At 64.3% G+C, this 23,388-nt stretch carries 17 protein-coding genes; 8 read left to right on the plus strand and 9 right to left on the minus strand.

Annotated elements, in window-relative coordinates; all coding sequences use genetic code 11:
• The first annotated feature begins 299 nt into the window (after positions 1–299).
• Positions 300–4,031, plus strand: a complete 3,732-nt coding sequence (locus tag IEV83_RS02900) for a vitamin B12-dependent ribonucleotide reductase (protein ID WP_181761488.1) — start codon at positions 300–302, stop codon at positions 4,029–4,031.
• Between the two features lie 498 nt (positions 4,032–4,529).
• Here IEV83_RS02900 and IEV83_RS02905 read toward each other — a convergent pair whose 3' ends face one another.
• Positions 4,530–5,510, minus strand: a complete 981-nt coding sequence (locus tag IEV83_RS02905) for an AraC family transcriptional regulator (RefSeq protein ID WP_181761489.1) — start codon at positions 5,508–5,510, stop codon at positions 4,530–4,532.
• Positions 5,511–5,687: 177 nt separating this feature from the next.
• Between IEV83_RS02905 and IEV83_RS02910 the strand changes: the two genes are divergently transcribed.
• The 4 genes from IEV83_RS02910 (at position 5,688) to IEV83_RS02925 (ending at position 11,760) form a co-directional block, all read left to right on the plus strand.
• Entirely contained in the window at positions 5,688–8,939 is a 3,252-nt protein-coding gene (locus IEV83_RS02910) for an autotransporter outer membrane beta-barrel domain-containing protein (RefSeq protein WP_181761490.1), read from the plus strand.
• 706 nt (positions 8,940–9,645) lie between these two features.
• Positions 9,646–9,972 (plus strand): Dabb family protein, encoded by a 327-nt coding sequence (locus IEV83_RS02915; protein WP_181761491.1) that lies wholly within the window; start codon positions 9,646–9,648, stop codon positions 9,970–9,972.
• Positions 9,973–10,173: 201 nt separating this feature from the next.
• Positions 10,174–10,497, plus strand: coding sequence for an ArsR/SmtB family transcription factor (locus tag IEV83_RS02920; RefSeq protein WP_181761492.1), 324 nt, complete (start codon positions 10,174–10,176; stop codon positions 10,495–10,497).
• 72 nt (positions 10,498–10,569) lie between these two features.
• Complete coding sequence (locus IEV83_RS02925; RefSeq protein ID WP_209003379.1) at positions 10,570–11,760, plus strand: MFS transporter; 1,191 nt, start codon at positions 10,570–10,572, stop codon at positions 11,758–11,760.
• 74 nt (positions 11,761–11,834) lie between these two features.
• On the opposite strand, the gene IEV83_RS02930 is transcribed toward IEV83_RS02925, so the two are convergent.
• A complete protein-coding gene (locus IEV83_RS02930; protein WP_181761493.1) occupies positions 11,835–12,284 on the minus strand; it encodes a GNAT family N-acetyltransferase in 450 nt (149 codons plus the stop codon).
• Between the two features lie 126 nt (positions 12,285–12,410).
• Positions 12,411–13,319: a LysR family transcriptional regulator gene (locus IEV83_RS02935; RefSeq protein WP_181761494.1), complete on the minus strand. Its 909-nt coding sequence runs from the start codon at positions 13,317–13,319 to the stop codon at positions 12,411–12,413.
• Between the two features lie 91 nt (positions 13,320–13,410).
• Between IEV83_RS02935 and IEV83_RS02940 the strand changes: the two genes are divergently transcribed.
• Complete coding sequence (locus IEV83_RS02940) at positions 13,411–14,310, plus strand: alpha/beta fold hydrolase (RefSeq protein WP_181761495.1); 900 nt, start codon at positions 13,411–13,413, stop codon at positions 14,308–14,310.
• Between the two features lie 133 nt (positions 14,311–14,443).
• Here IEV83_RS02940 and IEV83_RS02945 read toward each other — a convergent pair whose 3' ends face one another.
• The 4 genes from IEV83_RS02945 to fahA form a co-directional block, all read right to left on the minus strand.
• On the minus strand, positions 14,444–15,277 hold the full coding sequence (locus IEV83_RS02945; RefSeq protein WP_181761496.1) for an ABC transporter permease: 834 nt from the start codon (positions 15,275–15,277) through the stop codon (positions 14,444–14,446).
• The gene (locus IEV83_RS02950; RefSeq protein ID WP_244628035.1) at positions 15,270–15,977 is read right to left on the minus strand and encodes an ABC transporter ATP-binding protein; all 708 of its coding nucleotides are present in this window, start codon (positions 15,975–15,977) and stop codon (positions 15,270–15,272) included. The genes IEV83_RS02945 and IEV83_RS02950 overlap by 8 nt, the downstream gene beginning before the upstream one ends.
• 110 nt (positions 15,978–16,087) lie before the next feature.
• Positions 16,088–17,128, minus strand: a complete 1,041-nt coding sequence (locus tag IEV83_RS02955; protein ID WP_181761497.1) for an ABC transporter substrate-binding protein — start codon at positions 17,126–17,128, stop codon at positions 16,088–16,090.
• A 48-nt stretch (positions 17,129–17,176) separates the two neighbouring features.
• A complete protein-coding gene (fahA, locus tag IEV83_RS02960) occupies positions 17,177–18,499 on the minus strand; it encodes a fumarylacetoacetase (protein WP_181761498.1) in 1,323 nt (440 codons plus the stop codon).
• 181 nt (positions 18,500–18,680) lie between these two features.
• Here fahA and IEV83_RS02965 point away from each other — a divergent pair, with 181 nt between their 5' ends.
• Entirely contained in the window at positions 18,681–19,529 is an 849-nt protein-coding gene (locus IEV83_RS02965; RefSeq protein WP_181761499.1) for a GntR family transcriptional regulator, read from the plus strand.
• Between the two features lie 27 nt (positions 19,530–19,556).
• Here IEV83_RS02965 and IEV83_RS02970 read toward each other — a convergent pair whose 3' ends face one another.
• Both IEV83_RS02970 and IEV83_RS02975 read right to left on the minus strand, forming a co-directional pair.
• On the minus strand, positions 19,557–20,360 hold the full coding sequence (locus IEV83_RS02970) for a D-alanyl-D-alanine carboxypeptidase family protein (RefSeq protein WP_244628036.1): 804 nt from the start codon (positions 20,358–20,360) through the stop codon (positions 19,557–19,559).
• Between the two features lie 334 nt (positions 20,361–20,694).
• Positions 20,695–22,299: an EAL domain-containing protein gene (locus tag IEV83_RS02975; protein WP_181761501.1), complete on the minus strand. Its 1,605-nt coding sequence runs from the start codon at positions 22,297–22,299 to the stop codon at positions 20,695–20,697.
• Between the two features lie 149 nt (positions 22,300–22,448).
• On the opposite strand from IEV83_RS02975, the gene IEV83_RS02980 reads away from it, so the two are divergent.
• A complete protein-coding gene (locus IEV83_RS02980; RefSeq protein ID WP_181761502.1) occupies positions 22,449–23,360 on the plus strand; it encodes a sugar kinase in 912 nt (303 codons plus the stop codon).
• Positions 23,361–23,388: the final 28 nt, after the last annotated feature.

The raw sequence follows: 23,388 nt of genomic DNA on the forward strand, positions 1-23,388 counted from the left end.
GAAGCCGGATCTGTGTGCCCGTCACGAACGAATTCGTTCGCGGCGATGGCGTTTTCGCGTCTCGATGCATCGATATATCGTGACAGAAATCACGCGATGCACTATATTTAGTGCTCATCCACATAGACGGAAGTCGCGCGACCGGCGCGAAGACAAACAACAGGGTAGTGAGCAGCGACCCTCTCGTGCCAGCGGCGCGAGCGGGAGCGTACGGCTTGGCCGTCACTGCCGACATGCGGGTTCACCGCGATCGTTCACGACTGGCCGGGCGGGTCAGATGCACGTAAAGGGGCTCCAGGATGAAGATCGAACGGCGTTACACCAAGGATGGGCAGTCGCCCTACGCCGAGATCGCGTTTCGCAACGCGACGAGCGAAATCCGCAATCCGGATGGCTCCATCGTCTTCCGTCTGGAGAACATCGAGGTTCCGGCGCAATTCTCGCAGGTCGCTTCGGACATTCTGGCACAGAAGTATTTCCGCAAGGCCGGCGTTCCGGCGAAGCTGAAGCCGGTTGAGGAGAACACGGTTCCCTCCTGGCTGTGGCGGCACGAGGCCGATCTTGACGCGCTTGAGGCCCTGCCCGAGGACGAGCGCTACAGCTCCGAGATGGATGCCCGCCAGGTGTTCGACCGTCTGGCCGGCACCTGGACCTACTGGGGCTGGAAGGGTGGCTATTTCGACAGCGAAGCCGATGCCCAGGCGTTTTACGACGAGCTGCGCTACATGCTGGCGACCCAGAAGGTCGCGCCGAACAGCCCACAGTGGTTCAACACCGGCCTGCACTGGGCCTATGGCATCGACGGCCCGAGCCAGGGGCATTTCTACGTCGACTTCCAGACCGGCGAGCTGACCCGCTCGGCCACCGCCTATGAGCACCCCCAGCCCCATGCCTGCTTCATCCAGTCGGTCGAGGATGACCTCGTCAACGACAATGGCATCATGGACCTGTGGGTGCGCGAGGCGCGGCTGTTCAAATACGGCTCCGGCACCGGCTCCAACTTCTCCCGCGTGCGCGGCGAAGGCGAGAAGCTCTCCGGCGGCGGCAAGTCCTCCGGCCTGATGAGCTTCCTGAAGATCGGCGACCGCGCCGCCGGCGCCATCAAGTCCGGCGGCACCACCCGCCGTGCCGCCAAGATGGTGGTGGTCGACATCGACCATCCGGACGTCGAGGATTACGTCAACTGGAAGGTGCGTGAGGAACAAAAGGTCGCGGCCCTCGTCACGGGCTCGAAGATCTGCCAGAAGCACCTCACCGCGATCATGCGCGCTTGCGTCAATTGCGAAGGCACCGACGGCGATTGCTTCGACCCGGCGAAAAACCCGGCGCTGAAGCGCGAGATCCGCGCCGCCAAGAAGATGATGGTGCCGGAGAACTACATCCAGCGCGTCATCCAATTCGCACGCCAGGGCTTCACCAAGATCGAGTTCCCGACCTACAACACCGACTGGGACTCCGAAGCCTATCTCACCGTTTCCGGCCAGAACTCAAACAACTCGGTGCGGGTCACCGACGGCTTCCTCACCGCCGTGCTGGAGGATGGCGAATGGGACCTGACCGCCCGCAAGGACGGTCGCGTCACCAAGACGCTGCAGGCGCGCGAACTGTGGGAGCAGATCGGCTATGCCGCCTGGGCCTCCGCCGATCCGGGAATCCAGTACCACACCACCATCAACGACTGGCACACCTGCCCGGCCTCCGGCGAGATCCGCGCCTCCAACCCGTGCTCGGAATACATGTTCCTTGATGACACGGCCTGCAACCTGGCGTCGCTGAACCTGCTGCAGTTCCGCCGGGAGGACCGGTCGGTCGACATCGACAGCTACGAGCACGCCGTGCGGCTGTGGACCATCGTGCTGGAAGTGTCCGTGCTGATGGCTCAGTTCCCGTCGAAGGAGATTGCCGAGCGATCCTACCGCTACCGCACCCTCGGCCTTGGCTATGCCAACATCGGCGGCCTGCTGATGACCTCCGGCATTCCCTACGATTCGCCCGAGGGCCGCGCCATCTGCGGTGCACTCTCGGCGATCATGACCGGCGTGTCCTACGCCACCAGCGCTGAAATGGCCGGTGAGTTGGGCGCCTTCCCCGGCTATACCGACAATGCCGAGCACATGCTGCGGGTGATGCGCAACCATCGCCGTGCCGCCTATGGCGAGACAGAAGGCTACGAGGCGCTGAGCACCACCCCGGTACCGCTCGATCATGCCTCCTGCCCCGATGCCGCCCTGGTGGAGCGGGCACAGGCGGCCTGGGACCGGGCGCTGGAGCTGGGCGAAAAGCACGGCTACCGCAACGCCCAGGCAACGGTGATCGCACCGACCGGCACGATCGGCCTGGTGATGGATTGCGACACTACCGGCATCGAGCCCGATTTCGCGCTGGTGAAGTTCAAAAAGCTGGCCGGCGGCGGCTACTTCAAGATCATCAACCGCGCGGTTCCCGAGGCGCTGTCCGCGCTTGGCTATTCGGAAAGCGAGATCGCCGAGATCGAGGCCTATGCGGTCGGTCACGGCACCCTCGACCAGGCGCCGGCGATCAACCCGAGCACCCTGCGGGCCAAGGGCTTTGACGATGAGGCGCTTGAGAAGGTCAAGGGGGCACTGAAGTCGGCCTTCGATATCAAGTTCGTCTTCAACCGCTGGACCCTCGGCGAGGCGTTCCTGACCGGTGCGTTGAACGTCCCGGCGGACAAGCTCGACGATGTGGATTTCGACCTGCTGTCGTTCCTCGGCTATTCCAAGGCCGATATCGAGGCGGCGAACACCCATGTCTGCGGCGCGATGACGCTGGAGGGCGCCCCCTTCCTGAAGGAAGAGCATTATCCGGTATTCGACTGCGCCAACCCGTGCGGACGCATCGGCAAGCGCTTCCTGTCGGTGGAAAGCCACATCCGCATGATGGCGGCGGCCCAGCCGTTCATTTCCGGCGCGATCTCCAAGACGATCAACATGCCGAATGACGCGACGGTGGCCGATTGCACCGAAGCCTACATGCTGTCCTGGCGCCTGGCGCTGAAGGCCAATGCGCTCTACCGCGATGGCTCCAAGCTGTCGCAGCCGCTGAACGCGCAGCTTCTGGCCGATGATGCGGACGACGAGGAGGATGCGGTCGAGACGCTGATGGCCCAGCCGCATGCGGCCCGCGCGGAAAAGGTCGCCGAGAAGATCGTCGAGCGGATCGTCGAACGGGTGGTGGAACGGCCGGTGCGCGAGCGCGAGAAGATGCCGGACCGGCGCAAGGGCTACACCCAGAAGGCGCGTGTTGGCGGCCACAAGGTGTATCTCACCACCGGCGAATACCGCGATGGCCGGCTGGGCGAGATCTTCATCGACATGCACAAGGAAGGCGCCGCCTTCCGCTCCTTGATGAACAACTTCGCCATCGCCATCTCGCTCGGCCTGCAATACGGCGTGCCGCTGGAGGAATATGTCGACGCCTTCACCTTCACCCGGTTCGAGCCGGCGGGCATGGTGCAGGGCAACGAGGCGATCAAGAACGCAACCTCGATCCTCGACTACATCTTCCGCGAGTTGGCGGTCTCCTATCTCGACCGTCATGATCTTGCGCACGTGCCGCCGGAGGCGATCGGCAGCACGGTGATCAGCTCCGGCCAGAACGAGACCCGCAGCAGCGATGGGGCCCATGACGGCGTCGTCTCCAAGGGTCTGGTGCGCGGTCAGACCGAGCGCTTCCGCCTGGTCAGCAACCCGGACGAGCCGGCCGGCGCGCTTGGTGGCGCACAGACCGCGGGCACCAGCGGCGGCACGGCCCAGGCCGGCACGCCGGCCCAGGGACGCGCGGGCGGCCTTGCCACCGCCTTCAAGCGGGACGTGGCGGTGGAAGCAGCGCCTGAGGCCGAGGTCGGCACCGCCGCCCCTGCCCCTGCCAATCAGGCGCAGCAGATCGCCCAGGCCCGGATGAAGGGCTACGAGGGGGAAAGCTGCGCCGAATGCGGCAATTTCACCATGGTGCGCAACGGCACCTGCCTGAAATGCGACACCTGCGGCTCCACCAGCGGCTGCAGCTAAGCCGCCGGCCGCGCTTGTTGTTGTCCCGAGTCGCATAGGATGGCCAATTTGAGCCAATAAGCGGCTCAAACGACCCTGAAATAAAAGAACCCGCCCATCGGAGACGATCGGGCGGGTTTTCCTATAATCTACTCAGAGAATTCCGGGGCTATCCGCCGGAGAAAAGAATTTGTGCCCCGTGAAAGCTGTTTCCGCGACAGCAACCAGTGCTGCATGAACTTTGTCCGCATATGGCAGTGCCTATGCGCAAGCAAGTGGAGCGCCCCCTTAATCACGCTATCGATTCCGACATCAGCTTTTCGACCTATCCATGAAAGGATTGAGCCGCCACTCGTCGAAGATCAGCAGACTGCAATTCGTGGCTTATGCCAGTGTCCAAATTTCGAGGAGAGCTCATTCTGAACACGGCAGCGAGCACGTCTCCTCCCGAAGTTCGCGAACACGCCGTTCGCATGGTTTCGGACGGTGAACGTCAGCATGAGAGCCGCAGATTGGCAATCATGCCGATTTTGGCGAAGATCGGCTGTGTGCACCCACGCGAGACGGCGGTTCTCCGAACTGAGCACGATAGGCTCGTGAGAAATTTCCCACGTGAGCGTATCCAACTGCCACAGCTACCTCTTTCACGCTGTACTCACCGCCTGCCAACAACTCTTGCGCAGCAGTCAGGCGTTCAGCACGGAGAAACGCCGCGCAATTGAGGCCCGTTGCCTCGACGAACAACCGGTTGAGCCGGTTCGCGCTGATGCCCACTTGAGCCGCCAGAAACTCCACCGTGTTAGGCGCGGACAGATTCGCGCGAATGCGTTCGATCACCGCCTGTACGGCAACGCCTTGCCAATCTGCCGCATCAGTGGGCGACAGTCGGCCGTCCTCACACGCACTTTCAATTACATCCGACAGAAACAACGCGGCCGCCCCCTCCAACCGCATACCCCGTGCGACTCCCATCGTGCGCGGAGAGAACAGGCTGGTGGCCAGACCACGTATCCGGCTCGTGGTCGCGATGGTGTTCACGGCGCAAACCTCCCGCGTCTCATCGAAGTAGCCTCCCATCCGCCCACATACCTCCGCCTCCAGACGCGCCCGCAACCAGGGCAAGGTGGCGACGACGGAAACGTGACGCACCAGCTCACCCTCCGTCAGATGGAAGCAGGTGCCGGGCCTGTCGATCCGGCTGAGAAGAGTTTGCTGCCCCCGCCGCGCGATCTTTCGACCGTCGGGAAGTTCCATGACGGTGCTGCCGACAAGATGAAGACTGCCGCCCACCCAGGGTTCGTCAAGTGTCGGGTTGACTGCCAGCGTACAGCTCTCCAGCGCCTGAAACTCTCCCAGATAGAGAAGAAGCCCCTCTCCGAAGCGCATCGTCGTGAAGCGGCCATGCGCTCCCGGCACTGCAAACAGCTTTCCGCCCTTCAGGTCGAAGGGGTAAAGGGGCGCTTCACCGCCACTGCCGCGTCCACCCTGACCCACGCTCACCTCACCATGCGATTGAAAATGCCCCTTTCTAGTTGCACCCGACACATCCCGACAAGGGCGTTCTCACGCGGATAAAACTGCAAAAATTGATAAGCCTTTTTGGTGGCTTAGAACCATTCCCGGCTCTATGGTCCGGCCACCTCAGCTCTTGTTCAGCCAGCCGTTCAGGTCCCTTTCATGCCATCTCGTGTTTCGGCCGCCGTCGCGCAGCTTTCGATCCCCCATGCCTTTTTCTTGAACACCTCCCACAAAGCCGCTCGCCGACCCCTCATAGCCACGGTCTCCATCCTGTCGCTTCTCGCGGGCGGCACGGGGGCGGCGCTGGCCGGTCCCGGTGCAGGCAACACCTCCTCCTTCGGATACGACGGTCAGGACGGTCTGGCTGGCAGCGTGGTGTCTGGAACCGTCGGCAACCTGATCCGCGGCGGGGACGGCGGCGACGGCGGGGACGGCTTCGGGGGTCCGACAGCCGGCCAACCCGGCGGCGCGGGTGTGAATGGCGGCGGCGCAGGAGGGGCCGGAGGCGACGAAGACTGGGGCGATGGCGGCGGTGGCGGAGGCGGCGGCGAAGGCGCCCGGCTCGGCGGAGACCTTGACATCACCGATACGGGGCAGATCCTCGGAGGCAACGGTGGTGATGGCGGCAACCAGATCGGCAGCGGCGGAGACGGCGGCGACGCGCTCTCGGGCAGCGGCGGCCATACGCTCGTCAACAACGGGCGTATGCGCGGCGGCGATGGCGGCAGCGGCGGCCTCACGCCCGCCGCCCTCAGCGGCGACGGCTGGAATGGCGGCAACGGCATAACCGGCAGCGATCTGACCATCAAAAATGCCGGCACAATCACCGGCGGCACGGGCGGAGATGGCGGTGATTACAACGACACCGGGAAATCCATCGGCGGCTTCGGTGGGTTTGGTGGCCATGGTATCAAGGGCAACGGCCTGACGATTGACAATTCCGGTCTGATTGCCGGAGGAAACGGTGGCAACGGCCGGGATGGCGACGGTGGTGACGCCATTCGCGGCCGCAACCTCGTGATCAACAATTCCGGCCAGATCTCCGGCGGTTCCGGAGGAAACGACCCGCTCACCGGCCAGAATGGCAGCGATGGGTTCGCCATCGCCTTTACCGGCGGAACGAATGTGCTGCGCCTTGGCTCGGACCAGTCCGGTATTCAAGGCGCCGTCGACGGCACCGCAACCGCGAGCCATGACACGCTCATTCTCGCCGGACCGCTAGCAGGCGGCAGCGCAAACGCCAGCTTTGATGTCTCAGCCATTGGAACATCGGCTCAATTTCGCGGGTTCGAGTCCTTCCAGAAGGAAGGGGCCTCGACCTGGACACTCACCGGCACGGGCGATCAGGACTGGGTGATCGCCAAAGGAACCGTGATCGGCACCACCGACAGTCTCCAGGGCGATCTGGAACTGACCGGCACCGCCGCGCAGGTCGTCTTTTCCCAGTCGATCGACGGCACGCATGCCGGCAACATCACCGGCACCGGAAACCTGGCCAAGAACGGCAGCGGCACGGTCACGCTCACGGGCGTCAATACCCACACCGGCGGCACAACCGTCAATGCGGGCACCTTGCGACTTGGTGCGGCGGATGCACTGTCGGGCGGCGGCGCTCTCACAATCAACGGTGGCACACTCGACCTCAACGATCACGCGGTCACGACCTCGGCTCTTTCAGGTAGCGGCGGAACCATCGATATCGGCCCCGGAGGCAGCCCCAGCACCACCGGACTGACGATAGACCAGGATATCGACACCAGCTATCTGGGCGCCCTCACTGGCGGCGGGATGTTGACAAAGAGCGGTTCGGGTACGCTGACGCTTGCCGGCGACGGCTCCGTTTTCTCCGGCACCACCCACCTTGTCGAAGGCCGTCTCCACATCGGCGACAGTTCCGGAAACGGCACCTTGGGCGGGCACGTACAGGTCAGCGGCGGAGTTCTTGGCGGATCGGGGAGGATTTTCGGCGATGTGACCGTTGGAGGTAGCGGCGTGCACGCACCGGGCAACTCCATCGGGACGCAGACCATTTCGGGCAATTATGTCAACTCTGGCACATTGCAAATCGAAGCCACTCCAACGGCCTCCGACAAGCTCGTCGTTGGAGGCACCGTCGATATTTCAGGCGCGACGCTCGATCTTGTGCTGTCGCCGGCAACCGCATCGAGTTGGGACCCGTTCAATGGCCCCCACACGCTGATCGACAAACAGAGCGCCGGCCAGATCACCGGCCGTTTTGCCTCCATCGCCTCCAACCTTCTCTTCCTCGACACCTGGCTCAACTACGCGGGAGGGGACGGAAACGACCTGACCATGGAACTCGTACGCAACGACATGGCCTTCGTCGATGCCGCACGCACTCGCAACCAGAAAGCCACCGCCGGCGCCATCGAAGCCCAAGGCAACACCAGCGCTCTCTGGCGCGCCATCGCCCTGTCGCCATCAGAGGCAGCTGCCCGTGCCGGTTTCGACAGCCTCTCCGGCGAAATCCACGCTTCGGCCCAAGCTGCGCTTATCGCCGACAGCCGCCACCTGCGCCGCGCGGTCGAGCGGCGCATCCGCTCTGCCTTTGACACCGCCGCCCCGTCCCAAGGCACCACCCTGTGGGCAGACGGCTATGGCAGTTGGGGACGGCGCGACAGCGACGGCAATGCGGCCAGCGCGGACCGGTCGAGCGGAGGGCTGTTCGTTGGCGCAGACACCTGGATCTCCGGCTGGCGCGTGGGGGCACTGGTGGGCTACGGCCAGACCGGCATCGACGTTCGAGCCCGCTCCTCTTCCACCGATGCGACCGACGTGCATGCCGGTCTTTACGCAGGCTCGGTCTTCGGCGCCGTCTCGCTGCGCGCCGGCGCCGGTTTCACCTGGCATCGGCTCGACAGCACACGCGACGCCGCCGCCACCGGTTTTTCCGACACGCTGAGGGCCAAATACAACGCACACACCGCACAGGCGTTCGGGGAACTCGGCTATCAGGTGGAAACCGGTTTCGGTCGTGTCGAGCCCTTCGCAGGGCTGGCGCATGTCAGCAATCGCAGGGATAGCTTCGCCGAAGATGGCGGCCCCGCCGCCCTCAACGTCTCGGCGGAGACAATGGATAGCACCTTCACCACATTGGGTATGCGTATCGAGACCGCTCTGCCGCTCGAAAACCTGCAAGCAACGGCGCGCGCCGGCATCGCCTGGCAATATGCGTTCGGTGACACGGCACCGGTTTCCAGCCACGCCTTCCCCGGCGGAGCGGGGTTTCTGATCGCCGGCACCCCGCTTGCTCGCAACCGTGCCGTTTTGGACGCCGGGCTTGATCTTGCACTGACGTCTCAGGCGCGACTCGAGGTGAACTATCAGGGGCAGTTCGACGGCGCGGCTCACTCGCAGACCCTGAGCGGCGCGTTTCGAATCCGCTTCTAGGCGGCAAATTTTCAGGTCCGCCTGGCGTCTCGCGCAGCCGACGGCCTGAGACAGGCCGCTTCGGCCGGCAGCGAAGGATCAAGGCCCGAGCCAACTCCTTGAACCGGTTTCCAAGGTCGCCGAGCAGGCGGCCTGAGCCTGCGGGCAGCAGTTTATCTGTCGACGCCCCGGCCGCGAGTTCGGTATCAGAACGGGGAAAGATGTTCGTCCCGATTGAAGCTTGGCGGCGTTTGTGACACCCCTTCTCCAGACGGCGTGAAGGATGGGCCGTGCAACGGCTGCCCCCGAGCACCCCACGCCCACCGAAGCCCTCGAACCGGCGTATCCCCACGTCCCGATGCGGCTGGTAGCTGGCAGGCTCCCGCCCCGACGACCTAGGGTCTGGACTCATAAATGAGGCTGACATGGCATGGGAAATGGCAAGAGACTGCGAGGAAGGGCGTGCGGAGCGGGCTGGTTGCCCGGTCAAACGCGCTGACGACGCAGGGTGAAGCCATTTCCATGTCCTGAAGGATTTGACCGGATTGCGCCTGCTCTCACGTCGCGAAAGGCTTGAAAATGAACCACATTTCCTGTGCTTTCGCTTCTTGACCAGGAGCAATCCGTCTCAAACCATATCAGCCTCATTTATGAGTCCAGACCCTAAGGCTTCGGTGGGGCGAAGGGCATCACGTTTTGATTGAATGACGCGCTTCAGAGGTATGAGATGATTCGACATATTGTGTTCTTTACCGCAAGGGAAGAGAACCGCGAGGCCGTCCGGGCCGGCCTGTCGCGCCTGACCGGCATTTCCCACGCGACCAAGCTGGAAATCGGCGAAAACCTGAAACGCGACCAGTGGGGCAATGAGGTCGACTTCATCGTCTACGGTGAATTCGAGACCGAGGCCGATCTCGCCGCCTTCCAGCAACATCCGGACTACCAGCTTTCGACCGAGACAGTGAAGCCGCTGCGCGAAATGCGCTTTGCCGCCGATTTCGACAGTGACCAGGCCGTCACCCGGCCACTGGGCGTCACACCCGAGCTGGCGTGATTGCGTTGGGCTGAAAAGCCAAAACGCCAGAGATTGCGCCCTTTCGCCAAGACATTGCCTCGCCCGCCAGAGACGGCTTGGCGGGGCTTGTCTTGTCTGCCCCCGGCAGGCCGGATCGCCTGACGCGCCCCTCCCGACCATATTTCGACAGTCATGGAATGATCACTTGACGGCCCGCGCGCAGGCGCGCAGGCTATTTCCATGAACATCGAAATAGCCTCCCGCCAGCTTGAAGCTCTTGGCAACCCGACCCGGCTGACCCTTTACCGGACCCTTGTCCGCGCAGGTCGCGGTGGCTTGCCGGTGGGCCATGTGCAGGAGCGGCTCGACATGCCGGCCTCGACCTTGTCCCATCACCTCAAGCGACTGGTCGCAGCCGGTCTGGTTCGCCAGGAGCGGGCCGGAACCAGCCTGATCTGCCACGCGGAATATCCGGCGATGGATGCTCTTCTGGGCTTTCTGACTGACGAATGTTGTGCCGACGAGTGCTGTGCCGAGGAAGGCCGCAACCGGGGTGACGCCTGATGCTGTGCGGATGGAAAGACACAAGACTGGTGGCGGCGATACCGCCCGACTGGAAGCCTGGGCGGCGCAATCATGATCTCTGAACGCACACGGGTGATCTCCGCCCTCGGCCTGGTGATGATCCTCACCTGGGGCAGCACCTTCTACCTGCTGGCGGTCCTGTCCGGTCCGATCCAGGACGAGACCGGCTGGAGCGCGGGAGAAGTGACACTTGGCATCTCACTGGGGCTGCTGGTGTCCGGCCTTGCGGCCAGCCGGATCGGCAGCCTCATCCAGCTGGAGGGCGGCCGGCGGGTACTCGCAGCCGGTACGCTGCTGATCGCCGCCGGGCTTGCTCTTCTCGGGCTGGCGCACTCCCTGACGGTCTATCTGATCGCCTGGGGCATTCTCGGGCTTGGCATGGCGGCGGCGCTCTATGATGCCGCGTTTTCGACCCTTGGCCGGCTCTACGGGCGAGAGGCACGTTCGGCCATCACCGCCCTGACCCTGTGGGGCGGCTTTGCCAGTACCGTCTGCTGGCCGATCTCGGCATTTCTGGTCGAAAACGTCGGGTGGCGCGGCACCTGCTTCGCCTATGCCGCACTTCACCTCACTGTCACCCTGCCGCTGTGCTGGTACGCCCTGCCGGCAGGCGCGCCGCCCGTTCCTGCGCCGTCCGTTTCGGCGACGGTCGCCCCTGACCGCTCGCCTGGCCGTTTCGACCTTCGCTTCTGGTGCATTGCCTGCGCCGGGTCCGCGCTGGCGATGCTCGCCTCGCTGTGGTCGGTGCACCTGATCACCATCCTGACCGCCAAGGGCTACGCGCTTGCCGCCGCCGTCGGGCTGGGCACGCTGATCGGTCCGGCACAGGTCGGCGCCCGGGTTCTGGAGATGCTGGGGCGTGGCCGCCATCATCCGATCTGGACCATGCTCGTGTCGACCTCACTGGTGCTGATCGGATTCGTCGGGCTTCAGTGGGAGTTTCCGGCGGGTGCGGCTCTTGTGGCCTATGGGGCGGGCAATGGGCTGTGGTCGATCGCACGCGGAGCCTTGCCGCTCGCCGTCTTCGCTCCGGAGGACTACGCCCGGATCATGGGGCGGCTGGCCCGCCCGGCACTGATCGCCTCGGCCCTGGCCCCGCTCCTTGGGGCGATGCTGATCGACGCCTATGGCCCGCATGGCCTGCTCGGCCTGCTGGCGCTCGGCGCGCTGGTCCCGCTGGGCGCGGCCCTCGTGCTTGCCGTTGAGCTCAGTCGGCGCGCCCGCAGCCCCGCCCTGCACTGACAGCGACCACACTGCCGCACTTGCGGATGAGCGGGCGGGGCGGGCTTTGCGCCCCGTCCCTGCCCGGCCAAGCGTCATGCCGCCAGATGCATGCGGATGTTCTCAAACGGCAAGCCGTTGTCGTCGCGGGGGCGCCGACCGTTTTCCCTGAAACCGAGATGCCGATAGAACGCAACCGCCTGGCTGTTCTGCGCATAGACCTCAAGCGTCAGCTCTTGCTTGAGCTGCAGGCCATGGGCCACCAGAGCGCGACCAATGCCGCATCCCTGCACCGCCGGGTCGACGAACAGCCCACCGATGAAGCTGTCGAGCAAGCCGATGAAGCCGACGGGGCGCTGCGAAATCGTGGCGGCCCAGGTCTCGGCTTGCGGCAAATAAATCTCTTCGATCTGCCGGCGTTGGTCCTGAAGCAGCTCCCTCCCAAGGAAGGAATGGGCTTTGATGGATGCCCGGTACCAGATCTCGGATAGGCAGGCGGTGTCGGCCGCGCGAAAGGCGCGGATCGCAAGATGGTCATCTGTCATGATTTTTCCAGAAAATGAAATACGCACAGAAAATCAACGGCTAACAAGCCGTTTCGGATTCACCCTCTCAAGGGCGTGACTGATCTCTTCCGCGCATAGATCTCCTTCTTACCGGTGGCCGGAGACCTACCGCCTGCCCCTCGCCTCTGTCAATGTCGGCAAGGATGCGGGCGCCGGTCTCATCGCGTGTTCCAACGCTGCGACCAATTGCCGTGCAGCCGGTTGGGACTTCGAGCGCGCGGACCAGAAAACCGCAAAATCCACCGGCGGCAAAGCGGGAAGGCCCGACGTCCTTGCCTCCAGAACCGGAAGGTCCCTGGTGAAACAGGCGGCGAGCGGCGACACCGCCAGCCCCGCCTTGACCGCGGCCTGAATGCCGGAAAGGCTTGGGCTGGTGCAGACGACCTCCCAGCAGCGTCCGGCCCTGGCAAGCGCCTCAAGCGCCGCACGCCGGTAGACACAGGCTTCGGGAAAGAGCGCAAGCGGAACAGGGCGTTCCGGATCTTCCGCCAACCGGGTATCGCCCGCCCAGACCAGACGGTCACCGCCGATGACCTCACCGGTTGCGCTCCCGGGGACGGCCTTGCCAACCACCAGGTCCAGCCCTCCGGCCATCATCCGCTCGCACAGTGTTGCGGTCAGCCCCACCTGCACATCCAGCCTGACCGCGCGGTGCGACCGCTTGAACTGCCGCAGCACGTCGGGAAGAAGGTATTGCGCAAGATCGTCCGAAACTCCCAGTGACAGATCGCCCTGCAGTTCCGGAGCCGCCAGCCGGGCGGCTCCCTCCTCCGCCAGTTGCAGCAGAGAGCTCGCATAGCCGCGCAAGACCTCCCCCTCTTTCGTCAGCGCCACGGTGCGGGTGCTTCGGGAAAACAAAGGCTTGCCAATGCGGACCTCAAGCCGCCGCACCTGCTGGCTAACGGTCGATTGGGTCAGATGCAGTTGCTCCGCCGCAGCGGTAAAGCTGCCACAGGTGGCAACGGCCTCAAAGCTGCGCAACAGATGCAGATCGTATAGCGCCAGCTTATTCATTGCCAATTCCACTTAATCTGACCCCATAAATTAATTTCACATATCAACAGGAGCAATGCAACCTCCGCCGGCACCAAAACCGGGAGATGATATGTTCGACGGCTTTCGCACTGAGCGGATTTCCTTGGCCAATGGTCTGACCATACAGGCGCGCATTGGCGGCGACGGCCCGCCCGTGTTGCTGCTGCATGGCTATCCGCAAAGCTCGGCCTGCTGGCACAAGGTGGCACCGCTGTTGGTCGCAGCGGGGTTCAGCGTGGTTGCCACGGATTTGCGAGGCTATGGCGCCTCCGACAAACCGGCGTCGCGGAGCCATCACGCGACCTACTCCAAACGCGCAATGGCCGCCGATCAGGTCGAAGTGATGCGCCGGTTGGGGCATGACCGGTTCTTCCTCGCCGGACACGACCGGGGCGGACGGGTTGCCCATCGCCTCGCGCTCGACCATCCCGATGCGGTCCGAAAAGTAGCGGTACTCGACATTGCGCCCACGGCCGCCATGTACGCCCGGACAGACAGAGCATTCGCCACCGGCTACTATCACTGGTTCTTCCTGATCCAGCCCGCCCCCTTGCCCGAACGCCTGATTGCCGCCGACCCGGACTTTTTCCTGCGCAGCAAGCTGATGGCCTGGGGGCGCAGCGCTGCGGATGTTTTCGCCGATGAGGCTGTCGAAGAGTATCTGACGAGCTTTCGCGATCCGGCCTGTATCAGCGCGAGTTGCGAGGATTATCGCGCGGCAGCCACCATTGACCTGCGGCACGACGCGGACGACGCGAACCGGCGGATCGAAGCCCCGCTCCTGGCCTTGTGGGGAGCGAAAGGCTTTGTCGGCCAGCATTTCGATGTCGAAAAGCTCTGGCGCGAGCGCGCGCGCCAGGTCTCCGGCATGGGGCTTCCCGGCGGACACTTCCTGCCCGAGGAAGCACCAAAGGAGACAGCCGATGCGCTTCTCGCGTTCTTCGCAGGTGACGACCGGCAGGACGCATGACGAGATGCCCGCGCGCCCATCCGGCCGAGGCATCGAACACGAAACGACCCGGCGCGGGGCAGCCCCGGCCGGGTCGTTTTGTCATTCGCCCGTCGCACTCCCTGAAAAAAGGGAGTGCCGCCTGTACGGCTGGTTACTTCTTCCAGCGCACGAAGTAGCGTTCGAGCATGGTCACGAAGCCGAACACCGACAGGCCCATCAGGCTGAGCAGCAGGATCTGCGCGAAGACGCGACCGACGCGCAGCTGACTGGCGGCCACGCGGACCAGCTCGCCAAGACCCTCGCCGCCGCCCATGTACTCGCCAACGACCACGCCGATGACGCTCCACACCGCCGCCAGCTTCAGCCCGGCGAAGATATAGGGCGTGGCGAACGGCATCTGCAGCTTGATCAGGGTCTGCCAACGGTTGGCCTCAAGCGACCGGAACAGCATGGCCATGCTGCTGTCGGTCGCAGCAAGTCCCGCCGCCGTGTTGATGGTGACGGGGAAGAAGGAAATGAACGCCGCCATCATGATCTTGGATTCGATGCCGAAGCCGAACCAGGCCACGAACAGCGGCGCGAAGGCGACCTTCGGCATGGTGTTGATCGCCACCACATAGGGCATGATCGCCTTGCGGCCGAAGGCGGTGGCGCCGATAATCATCCCGAGCGTCAGGCCGATGGCCGAGGCAAGGGCGAAGCCGAACACCACCTCCACCAGGGTGATCCAGGTGGCATGGGCCACATAGCCGCCGCTGAACAGGTTCTTCAGCGTGAAGATCAGGTCCTGCAGCACCTGATAGGGCCCCGGCAGCACCAGTTCGGAAATACCGCTGTAGCTGACCGCGCCTTGCCAGACGCCAACAATCGCCGCGCCAAACAGGAGCACGAGCAGCCATTGCGGCGTGCGCTCGACCAGCGTCTTGCGCTCGTTCTCGGCCAGGGCAATGAGGGTTTCGGGATCGACAGACTGGGTCTCAGACATGCGCCGCTTCCTTTTCGCCGCCGAACAACAGGTCGTGAATCTCACGCACGTACTCGTTGAACCGGGTGCTGGTGATCATGTCCGAGGTGCGCGGGCGCGGCAGGTCGATCTCGATGCGCTTGACGATCCGCCCCGGGCGCGGCGACATCACGAACACCGCATCGGCGAGGAACACCGCTTCCTGGATCGAGTGGGTGACGATGATCGCCGTTGCCTCACGCGAGCGGCAGATGCGTTCGAACTCCACGTTCATCTGCTCGCGGGTGAACTCGTCCAGCGCGCCGAACGGCTCATCGAGAAGCAGAAGCTCCGGCTGGGTGACCAGCATCCGGCAGATCGCCGCCCGCTGGGCCATGCCGCCGGACAATTCGCCCGGCACCGCGTGGGCAAACTCCGCAAGGCCGGCCATCTGCAGAAGCTGCATGGCCCGGTCCCGGGCGGCCTTGGCCGCTCCGCGCCCCTCGCGGATCTCGATCGGCAACAGCACGTTTTCCAGCACGCTGCGCCAGGGCAACAGCGTCGGCTGCTGGAACATGATGCCGATCTGCTCGTTCGGACCGGTCAGCTTGTCGCCCTTGAGCTGGATCTCGCCGCCGGTCGCCGGGATCAGCCCGGCAATCATCTTCAGGACCGTGGACTTGCCGCAACCGCTCGCGCCGACGAGAGAGGCCAGTTGGCCCCTCTCCAGATCGAACGACACATCCTTCGCAGCATGAATGATGTCGCTTTGACCCTGTCTCGCGCGGCGGTAATGCTTGTTCACATTGGTGAGACGGAGAATGGGTGCTCCGTCAGGCCGCGGTGCATGCATCATTCGTCTCCAAGGTTCTCGACGAACTCGTTGGTGTAGACCACCGACAGATCCTCGATCGGCGCATCCAGCTCACCGGTGCTCAGAAGGCTCTTGTGCCAGGCGTCCCAACCGCTCTCTGGCAGGTAGCCGAGTTTGTTGGCACCGACCGGCATGTACTGCTGATTGACGGTCTCAAGCAGCGCCCGGGCATAGGCGGCACGCTCCACTTCCTGCGGATTGTAGGTCTCGCCATCCTTCAGCACGCCATCCGGGTTCTTCATGCCCCAGAGCGTCGCCTTGTGCACCGCCTTGGCAAAGCCGGCGACCATTTCCGGGGAGTCGCGGTAGATATCGCCGCGCACCGCCAGGCCGTTGCCGAACAGGTCGAGCCCTTCCGGCGTCAGATCGAACACGTCGACGCCGCGATCCTTGAGAACGGCAATGCCGGTGAAGGAGGCGGCAAAGGCGTGGATCGTGTCGCGCTGGAACGCGGTCACGGCCATGCCTTCCTGACCGATGGTGACGAACTTGTACTCGTCCGGCTGCACGCCAACGGAGCCAAGCGCGCTGCGGGCGAAGGAGACTTCGGCGCCGTCGGCGGTGGAGACACCGATCTGCTTGCCGCGCAAGCCCTCGGCGGAGGTGATGCCGTCGTTGCGGTCACCGGCGAGCATGAACAGCCCGCGCGAGAACAGGTTGTAGAAGAACTTCACATCGGCGCCGCGCGCCACCGCGTTCAGCGCCGGGCCCGGTCCGGGCGCGCCGAACTCGGCCCGGCCAGCGGCCATCGCCTGCAACACGGCGCCCGACCCGTCGAGGCTCTTGATCGTGACCTCAAGCCCTTCCTCGGCGAAGAAGCCCTGCTGCTGGGCCACAATCATCGGATACCAGGCCATTGCCGAGGAGCCCGGCAGCACGATGGTCACCGGCTTCAGCTCCTCGGCCGTTGCCAGGCTCCCGCCCATCAGGAGCGCGGCGGCGGCAATTCCCGTGCGCCGCAGGTTGCCGCCAACCCAGCCGGCCACCCTCTCCATCACCGTCATGCGATCTTTCGTCATGTAGTCCTCCCTAACAGCATGATTATTCATGCGTTCTCATGTGCAAGATCACTCCTGCACGGCCGGCAGCACCATGCCCCGGCATTCCCCGAAACCAATCGAGCGGAACCCGTCGCGCTCGCATTGGCCGGCGAAAACAACCTCGTCGTAGTCGTGCAGGAAGCCCCGCGTTTCCCCCTCGCCGAGGGCGAGCGGCTCGGCACCGCGGCGGGTCAGCTCCATCATCGAGCCTTGCGATCCCTCCGCCTCGCCGGAAATCGTGCCGCTGGCGATCATGTCGCCGGCGACCAGCGGACAACCGTTCGACATGTGGTGCGTCACCATCTGGGCGAAGGTCCAGTAGAGCCCGGCGGAATTGGTCTCGGCGATCACGTGTGGCGCTCCCTCGCCCGCCTCCATGGCCTTGCCGCGCAGCCCGACCTGCAAGCGGATATCCAGCGCGCCGGCGGCCGCGTCGTCGCTGTCGGCGAGGTAGTCAAGCAGCGCCGGATCGCCAGCCTCACGCGCCCGCGCCGGGACCTGGAATGGCGCCAACGCCGCGCGGGTCACCACCCAGGGCGAAATGCTGGTGGCGAAGCTCTTGGCCAGGAACGGCCCGAGCGGCTGGTATTCCCAGGCCTGGATGTCCCGCGCGCTCCAGTCGTTGACGAGACAGAAGCCGAACAGGCGCTCACGCGCTGCAGCAAGCGGCATCGGACCGCCCTTGTTGGTCGGGCCGCCAATGAAGGCGCCAAGCTCCAGCTCGAAATCGAGCATGCGGCACGGCGCAAACACCACGCCATCTTGCTGGCGCAACTGCCCGCTCGGCCGGTGCACATCGGTTCCCGAAACGACAATCGACGAGGCCCGTCCGTGGTAGCCGATCGGCAAGCTTTTGAAGTTCGGAAACAGCGGATTGTCCGGCCGGAAGATCTTGCCGATGTTGGTGGCGTGCTCCACCGAGCAGTAGAAATCCGTGTAATCGCCGATCTTCGCCGGCACCACCATGCGCAAGCCGTCCTGCGGCAGAAGACAAGCCTCCAACTGCCCCTGAAGCGCGGAGCCTTTCCGCAGCGCTTGGCTGAGCCAGAGGCGAAGGGCCTGCCAGTCGGCCGGCGGCCGCGCCATCAGCCCATTCAGAGTCCCTGCGGTAAGCACGACACGCGCCGCGCCTCCCATCAGATCATCGAACACACCAAGGTCCACGCAGGCAGTCAGGTCCAGCGCCTGATCGCCAATGGCAACGACGATATGCCGTGCCGCGCCCTCGCCTGTCTCCGCCACGCCGAACGGCAGGTTCTGAATCGGGAAGGAGCAACCAGGCGCATTCGCCGACGCTACCCAGCTTTCCAGTTTCGGATCGTGTGTCTCGTCTAGTCCCGGCACTTGCATCGTCTCGCCACGCTCGCAATTTGGTTACAAACTTTGCATGCAAACAAGCATGCTGATATGGATGCGTCAAGACATCCCTTTTGGCGATTGGATTGGCGACATATATGAGAGATTGTGACGACGCGGGCTGCACAACGGCCGCAGAAACAACGGACAGACACCGAGAGACCCGGAAAGCCGCATGAAAAATTCCATTGGCCTGCGCCCTGGAGACGAGAACTGGGTGATCGCCGGCCCACCGCGCCTGCCCCGCATTCCCCCGGCAGGAAGCGGCACACCCGAGTGGCTGGGTGATCTGGAAAACCAGGTGATCGCTGGCGCCGATTTCTGGCAGGTCGCGCATGACTTCCGCCAGATCGCCGCTGACGACGCCCCCGCCGGCACGCGTTTCGAAACACCCGTTGCCTTTGTCGAACTGGTCTACGAGGTGCTGCGCCTGGCGATTCGCACCGGCGCGCTGCCGACCGGCACACCATTGATCGAAGCGGAAATCGGCGAGTCGCTCAGCGTCAGCCGGACACCGGTCCGCGAGGCGATGCAGCGCCTTTCCGCCGATGGACTGCTGTCGCGGCGCAAGCGGGGCTGGGAGGTCAAGAAGCTCGACATCACCCAGATTCGCGAATCCTACGAGGTGCGCATGTCGCTGGAGAGCTTCGCCACGGCGCAGGCGGCGATTCGCGCCACCGAAGCGGAACTGGCGGCGATTCTCGAGGCGACCAACGCCCGCTCCCGCCTCACCCATGCGGATCTGTCGGAACGGCTCACGTCAAACCGCGACCTGCACAACCGCATCTACGCCGCCTCCGGCAACGAGCGGCTTGTCGATCTTATCAAAAAGAACACGCAGTATTATTTCGCCCACCGCTTCGCCCAGCTTGTGACGCCAGAGGAATCGGCGCTGTTCCAGGATCAGCACGAGGAGATCGGCCGGGCGCTGGAGGCACGCGACCCGGGCGCCGCCGAAACCGCCGCCCGCCAGCACATCCAGTCCACCTATCTGGTGTTCGAGAAGTTCTACAAGCTGCTGTAGCGGCGGCCGGCAGCGCCATCCGCCGCCTTACAGATAACGCTCCAGCAAATTGGTGACCTCGCGGTCGCGCTTTGCCTCGGTCTTGCCACCGATCACCACGGCAATAATGCTCTTACCGCCGCGCCGCGCGGAGGCTGCCAGATTGTATCCGGCCTTGCTGATGTAGCCGGTCTTGATGCCATCTACCCCGGCGACGCGGCCAAGCAGGTTGTTGGTGGTCTTGTAGGTCCGACCGTTGTAGGTAAAGCTGCGCGCGGTGAAATTGCGCGCCCGCCTTGCATGGTTCCGCTTCAGCGCCCGGGCAAGGGTCGCCATGTCCCGCGCCGTCGTTACCTGGCCCGGGTCTTCCAGCCCGGAGGCATTGACGAAATTGGTGCGCCGCATCCCCAGGCTGCGCGCCTTGCGGGTCATCCGATGGGCGAAGGCGGTCTCCGTGCCGCCGATGTTCTCCGCCACCACCACGGCAACGTCATTGGCCGACTTGACCGCCAGCGCCCGAATGGCCTGATCCACCGTGATGGTGGTGCCGGCCTTCACGCCAATGCGCGCCGGAGGCTGGGAGGCGGCCTTCCGCGACACCGTCAGCGGGCTGTCGAGAGTGACAATCCCGGCATCGAGCGCATCGAACAGCAGATAGAGCGTCATCATCTTGGAGAGCGAGGCCGGGTTGCGCAGACCGTCCGCATCTTCCTCGTGCAGCACCTTGCCGCTGCGCGCATCGATGACGATCGCCGAATGCGCCCGCGCCACGGCGCCGCCGGACGGGGCCAGTGCCAGCGAGGCGGGCCCGGGCGCCCGCGGCGCAGTGCCCACCGCCGAGGCAGCCAGCATGGCGTTTTCGGGAGCCGCCCCCCCATCTGGAAGAGCATCCGAAGTTTGGCCGGTCTGAACCGCTCCGGCCGCGACGGGCGACGCCATCCGGCCGGCGCTTCCCGAAGGCGCGGTCTGACACCCTGCGAGCGCGGCAATGGCCAGCGCCGCGATCCCGCACCGCAGCCACCTCAGGCCCTGCCCAGTCATGCCCTCATGCGTCACACCCAGATCTCCATCATCCGTCACGCCCCCGCGCCGCGCCGGACCATATAGAAACGCTGTTCACGGCGAAACCATGCCGCAGCGTTACGATGAATTTTCCGGTGCAATCCGGGCATGAGGCCTTTTCCCGTCAGGCAACCTCGGCTTCGGCCTCATTTTCGCCCATGTCCGCCTCGCCGGAGGACAGCGCCTGCGCCAGCTCGATGAACAGCGGCGCGGGCAGCGGCGGCGAGAAAATATACCCTTGAGCGGCGGAGACGCCCAACTCGCGCAGCCGCTCGATCTGCTCCATCGTCTCGACGCCTTCGGCGATGATGCCCATGCCCAGATTGTCCGCCAGTTCCACCATCGTATCGACGATGGTGGTGGAATTGTCGTCGGTCCCCAGGCTGTCGATGAACATCTTGTCGATCTTGATGATGTCGATCCCCAGCTTCTGCAGATAGGCAAATCCGCCATGACCGGTGCCCACGTCGTCCAGCGCGACACGCACCCCAAAGGCCTGCAACTCGGCGATGATCTTGCGGGCCGTTTCCATGTCCGACAGGGGCTGGCGCTCGGTGACCTCCAGCACGATCTGCTGATAGGCGATCTTCGAGCCGCCATAGATCTGCTTGATGTCCTCGATCACCTGCCGGTCCTCGAAATGGCCGGCGAACAGGTTGACCGACAGCTTGAACTCCGGGTTCTCGTGGTAGAGGTCGGCCACCTCGTCCCGGGTCTTGCGCATGATCTGCCGGGTCATCTCGAAGATGTGCCCGTGTGTCTCGGCAAAGGTCATGAAGGCGCCGGGCGAGATCACCGATCCGTCCGGCCGGGCCCACCGCATCAGCACCTCGCAGCCGCGCAGACGACCGGTCTCGATATCCATCACCGGCTGGTAGTAGGGCACGAATTCGCCGTTGCGGATCGCCTGGACGAAATCGTCCTCCGCCTCGCTTTCCGGTCGCCAGGAAATCCAGACGCCGACCGCGACGAACAGGATCGCGAAGCCAACGCAGGCAATCGCCGCCACCACCTTCAGATCCCGCACCAGATTGTCGGCGGCCGATGCCGGTGCCGTAACCTGCGCCACCATCGGATACTTTTCCGAACTGACCTCCACCATCAGCTCCGGATCCTCGCCGAAGCGGTCGCTCGGCGCCGGCTCACCGGATTTCAGCCAGACAACACCATCCCCCAGCCGCAACTCCGCCTGACGGTAGGCTCGCAGATACTCCGGACCGGGGTCGATCGAGATCGCCACCGGCGAGATTTCCGCCAGGAGCCGGTTGCCATTGCCGATCCGCCAACTCACCAGCGCGATGCGCGTTCCCTCGTAGGATCTGTCGCGCATGCCGATACCCACGAGCGGCGAATCCACCTTCAACGCCGGCAACACCGGCTCGCCGCTGGTGATCTGGTCCGGCACGTTGCACATCAAGACGCCGTTGGCGTCGACAACGCCGATCATCTGCACATAGGGCGCGGCGATCAGACCGGCGTGAAACGCCGCCCGGTCGATGGCAGCACAGGTGACATTGCCGTCCTTGTGCAAGGCCTGCAGCGCCGTGACCGCATCGTTGATCGCCTTTTCCGCGCGCATCACATAGCGTTCGGCGACGGCCTTCATCTCGGCCCGCGCCTGGGTCACAGCATAGTTATCGAGGATATAGTTGGCCGCAATCAGGGGCGCGACCGCGAGAACAAGCGCGATCAGCAGTGTCCTGAAGAAAAGGGCATATCGATGCGACACACGAGGTTCCGGAATTTCAGCCTGCACTCATCATGCACCAGCTTGGTAAATGACCCCTGAAGACATGACAAGTCTTTGAAAAAAACGCAAAGACCGGCTACCTGTTGAAGGTGGTTTTTCACAGTCCCGCCGCGAGGAGTTCCAAACTCATGCAGGCTTTATTTATCGGCCAGGCATATATCGACATTACCTTTCTCACCGACACCCTGCCGACGGGCGACGAAAAGGCCATTGCCCGCGACTACGCCGTCAGTTTCGGCGGCAACGCGGTGAACGCCGCCTTCACCTGCGCCCGGCTCGGCGTCCAGCCGGATCTGATGTGTTCCCAGGCCGATGACTGGCTGGCCCGCATGTTCCTCGACATGGCGGCGCAGTACGGGGTGACGGTCCATGGCCGCAAGGTGCATGAATCCTCCCTGTCCTTCATCATGCCCAAGGGCGGGAAGCGGGCGATCGTCCGCTGTCGGGACAACGACTTCCTGCACCCTTTTCAGAAGCTGAACCTTTCCGGCTGCCGCGCCCTGCATCTGGATGGGCATATGCCCGACGCCGCCCTTTATTATGCGCGCGCCTGCCGGGAAGCGGGCATCCTCACCTCGCTGGACGGCGGCGCGGTGCGCGAGGACACCGAGGAGCTGCTGAGGTTCGTCGACGTGGCGATCGTTTCCGCCCGCTTTTGCGAGCAACTGAACCTGAGCGTTCCGGACACCCTCGCCTACTTGCGCGAAAAGGGATGCCGGGTTGGCGGCGTTACCCTCGGTGAGGAGGGAATGTACTGGTATGAGGACACCTCGCCGATGCGGCATCTGCCGGCGCTCGATGTGCCCTCCGAAAAGGTGATCGACACCAACGGCGCCGGCGACGTCTTTCACGGCGCCTATATCAACGCGTTCCTGACCTCTCCGGATGCCCCGTGGTCGAAGCACTTCACCTTTGCCCGGGCCGCCTCCGCCCATGCCATCCAGCATCTGGGCAACGAAGCAAGCCTGCCCGCTCTCAACGATGTCTGCGCGGCGATGGCGAGCCTGCCTGAACGCCCCTTGTCCCCAGCGCAAGGCTGAGCGGACCGCCGGGACGCCCTGCTCCCGC

Origin of the sequence: Stappia taiwanensis, from assembly GCF_014635285.1 — a bacterium.
GTDB classification, from domain to species: Bacteria; Pseudomonadota; Alphaproteobacteria; order Rhizobiales; family Stappiaceae; genus Stappia; species Stappia taiwanensis.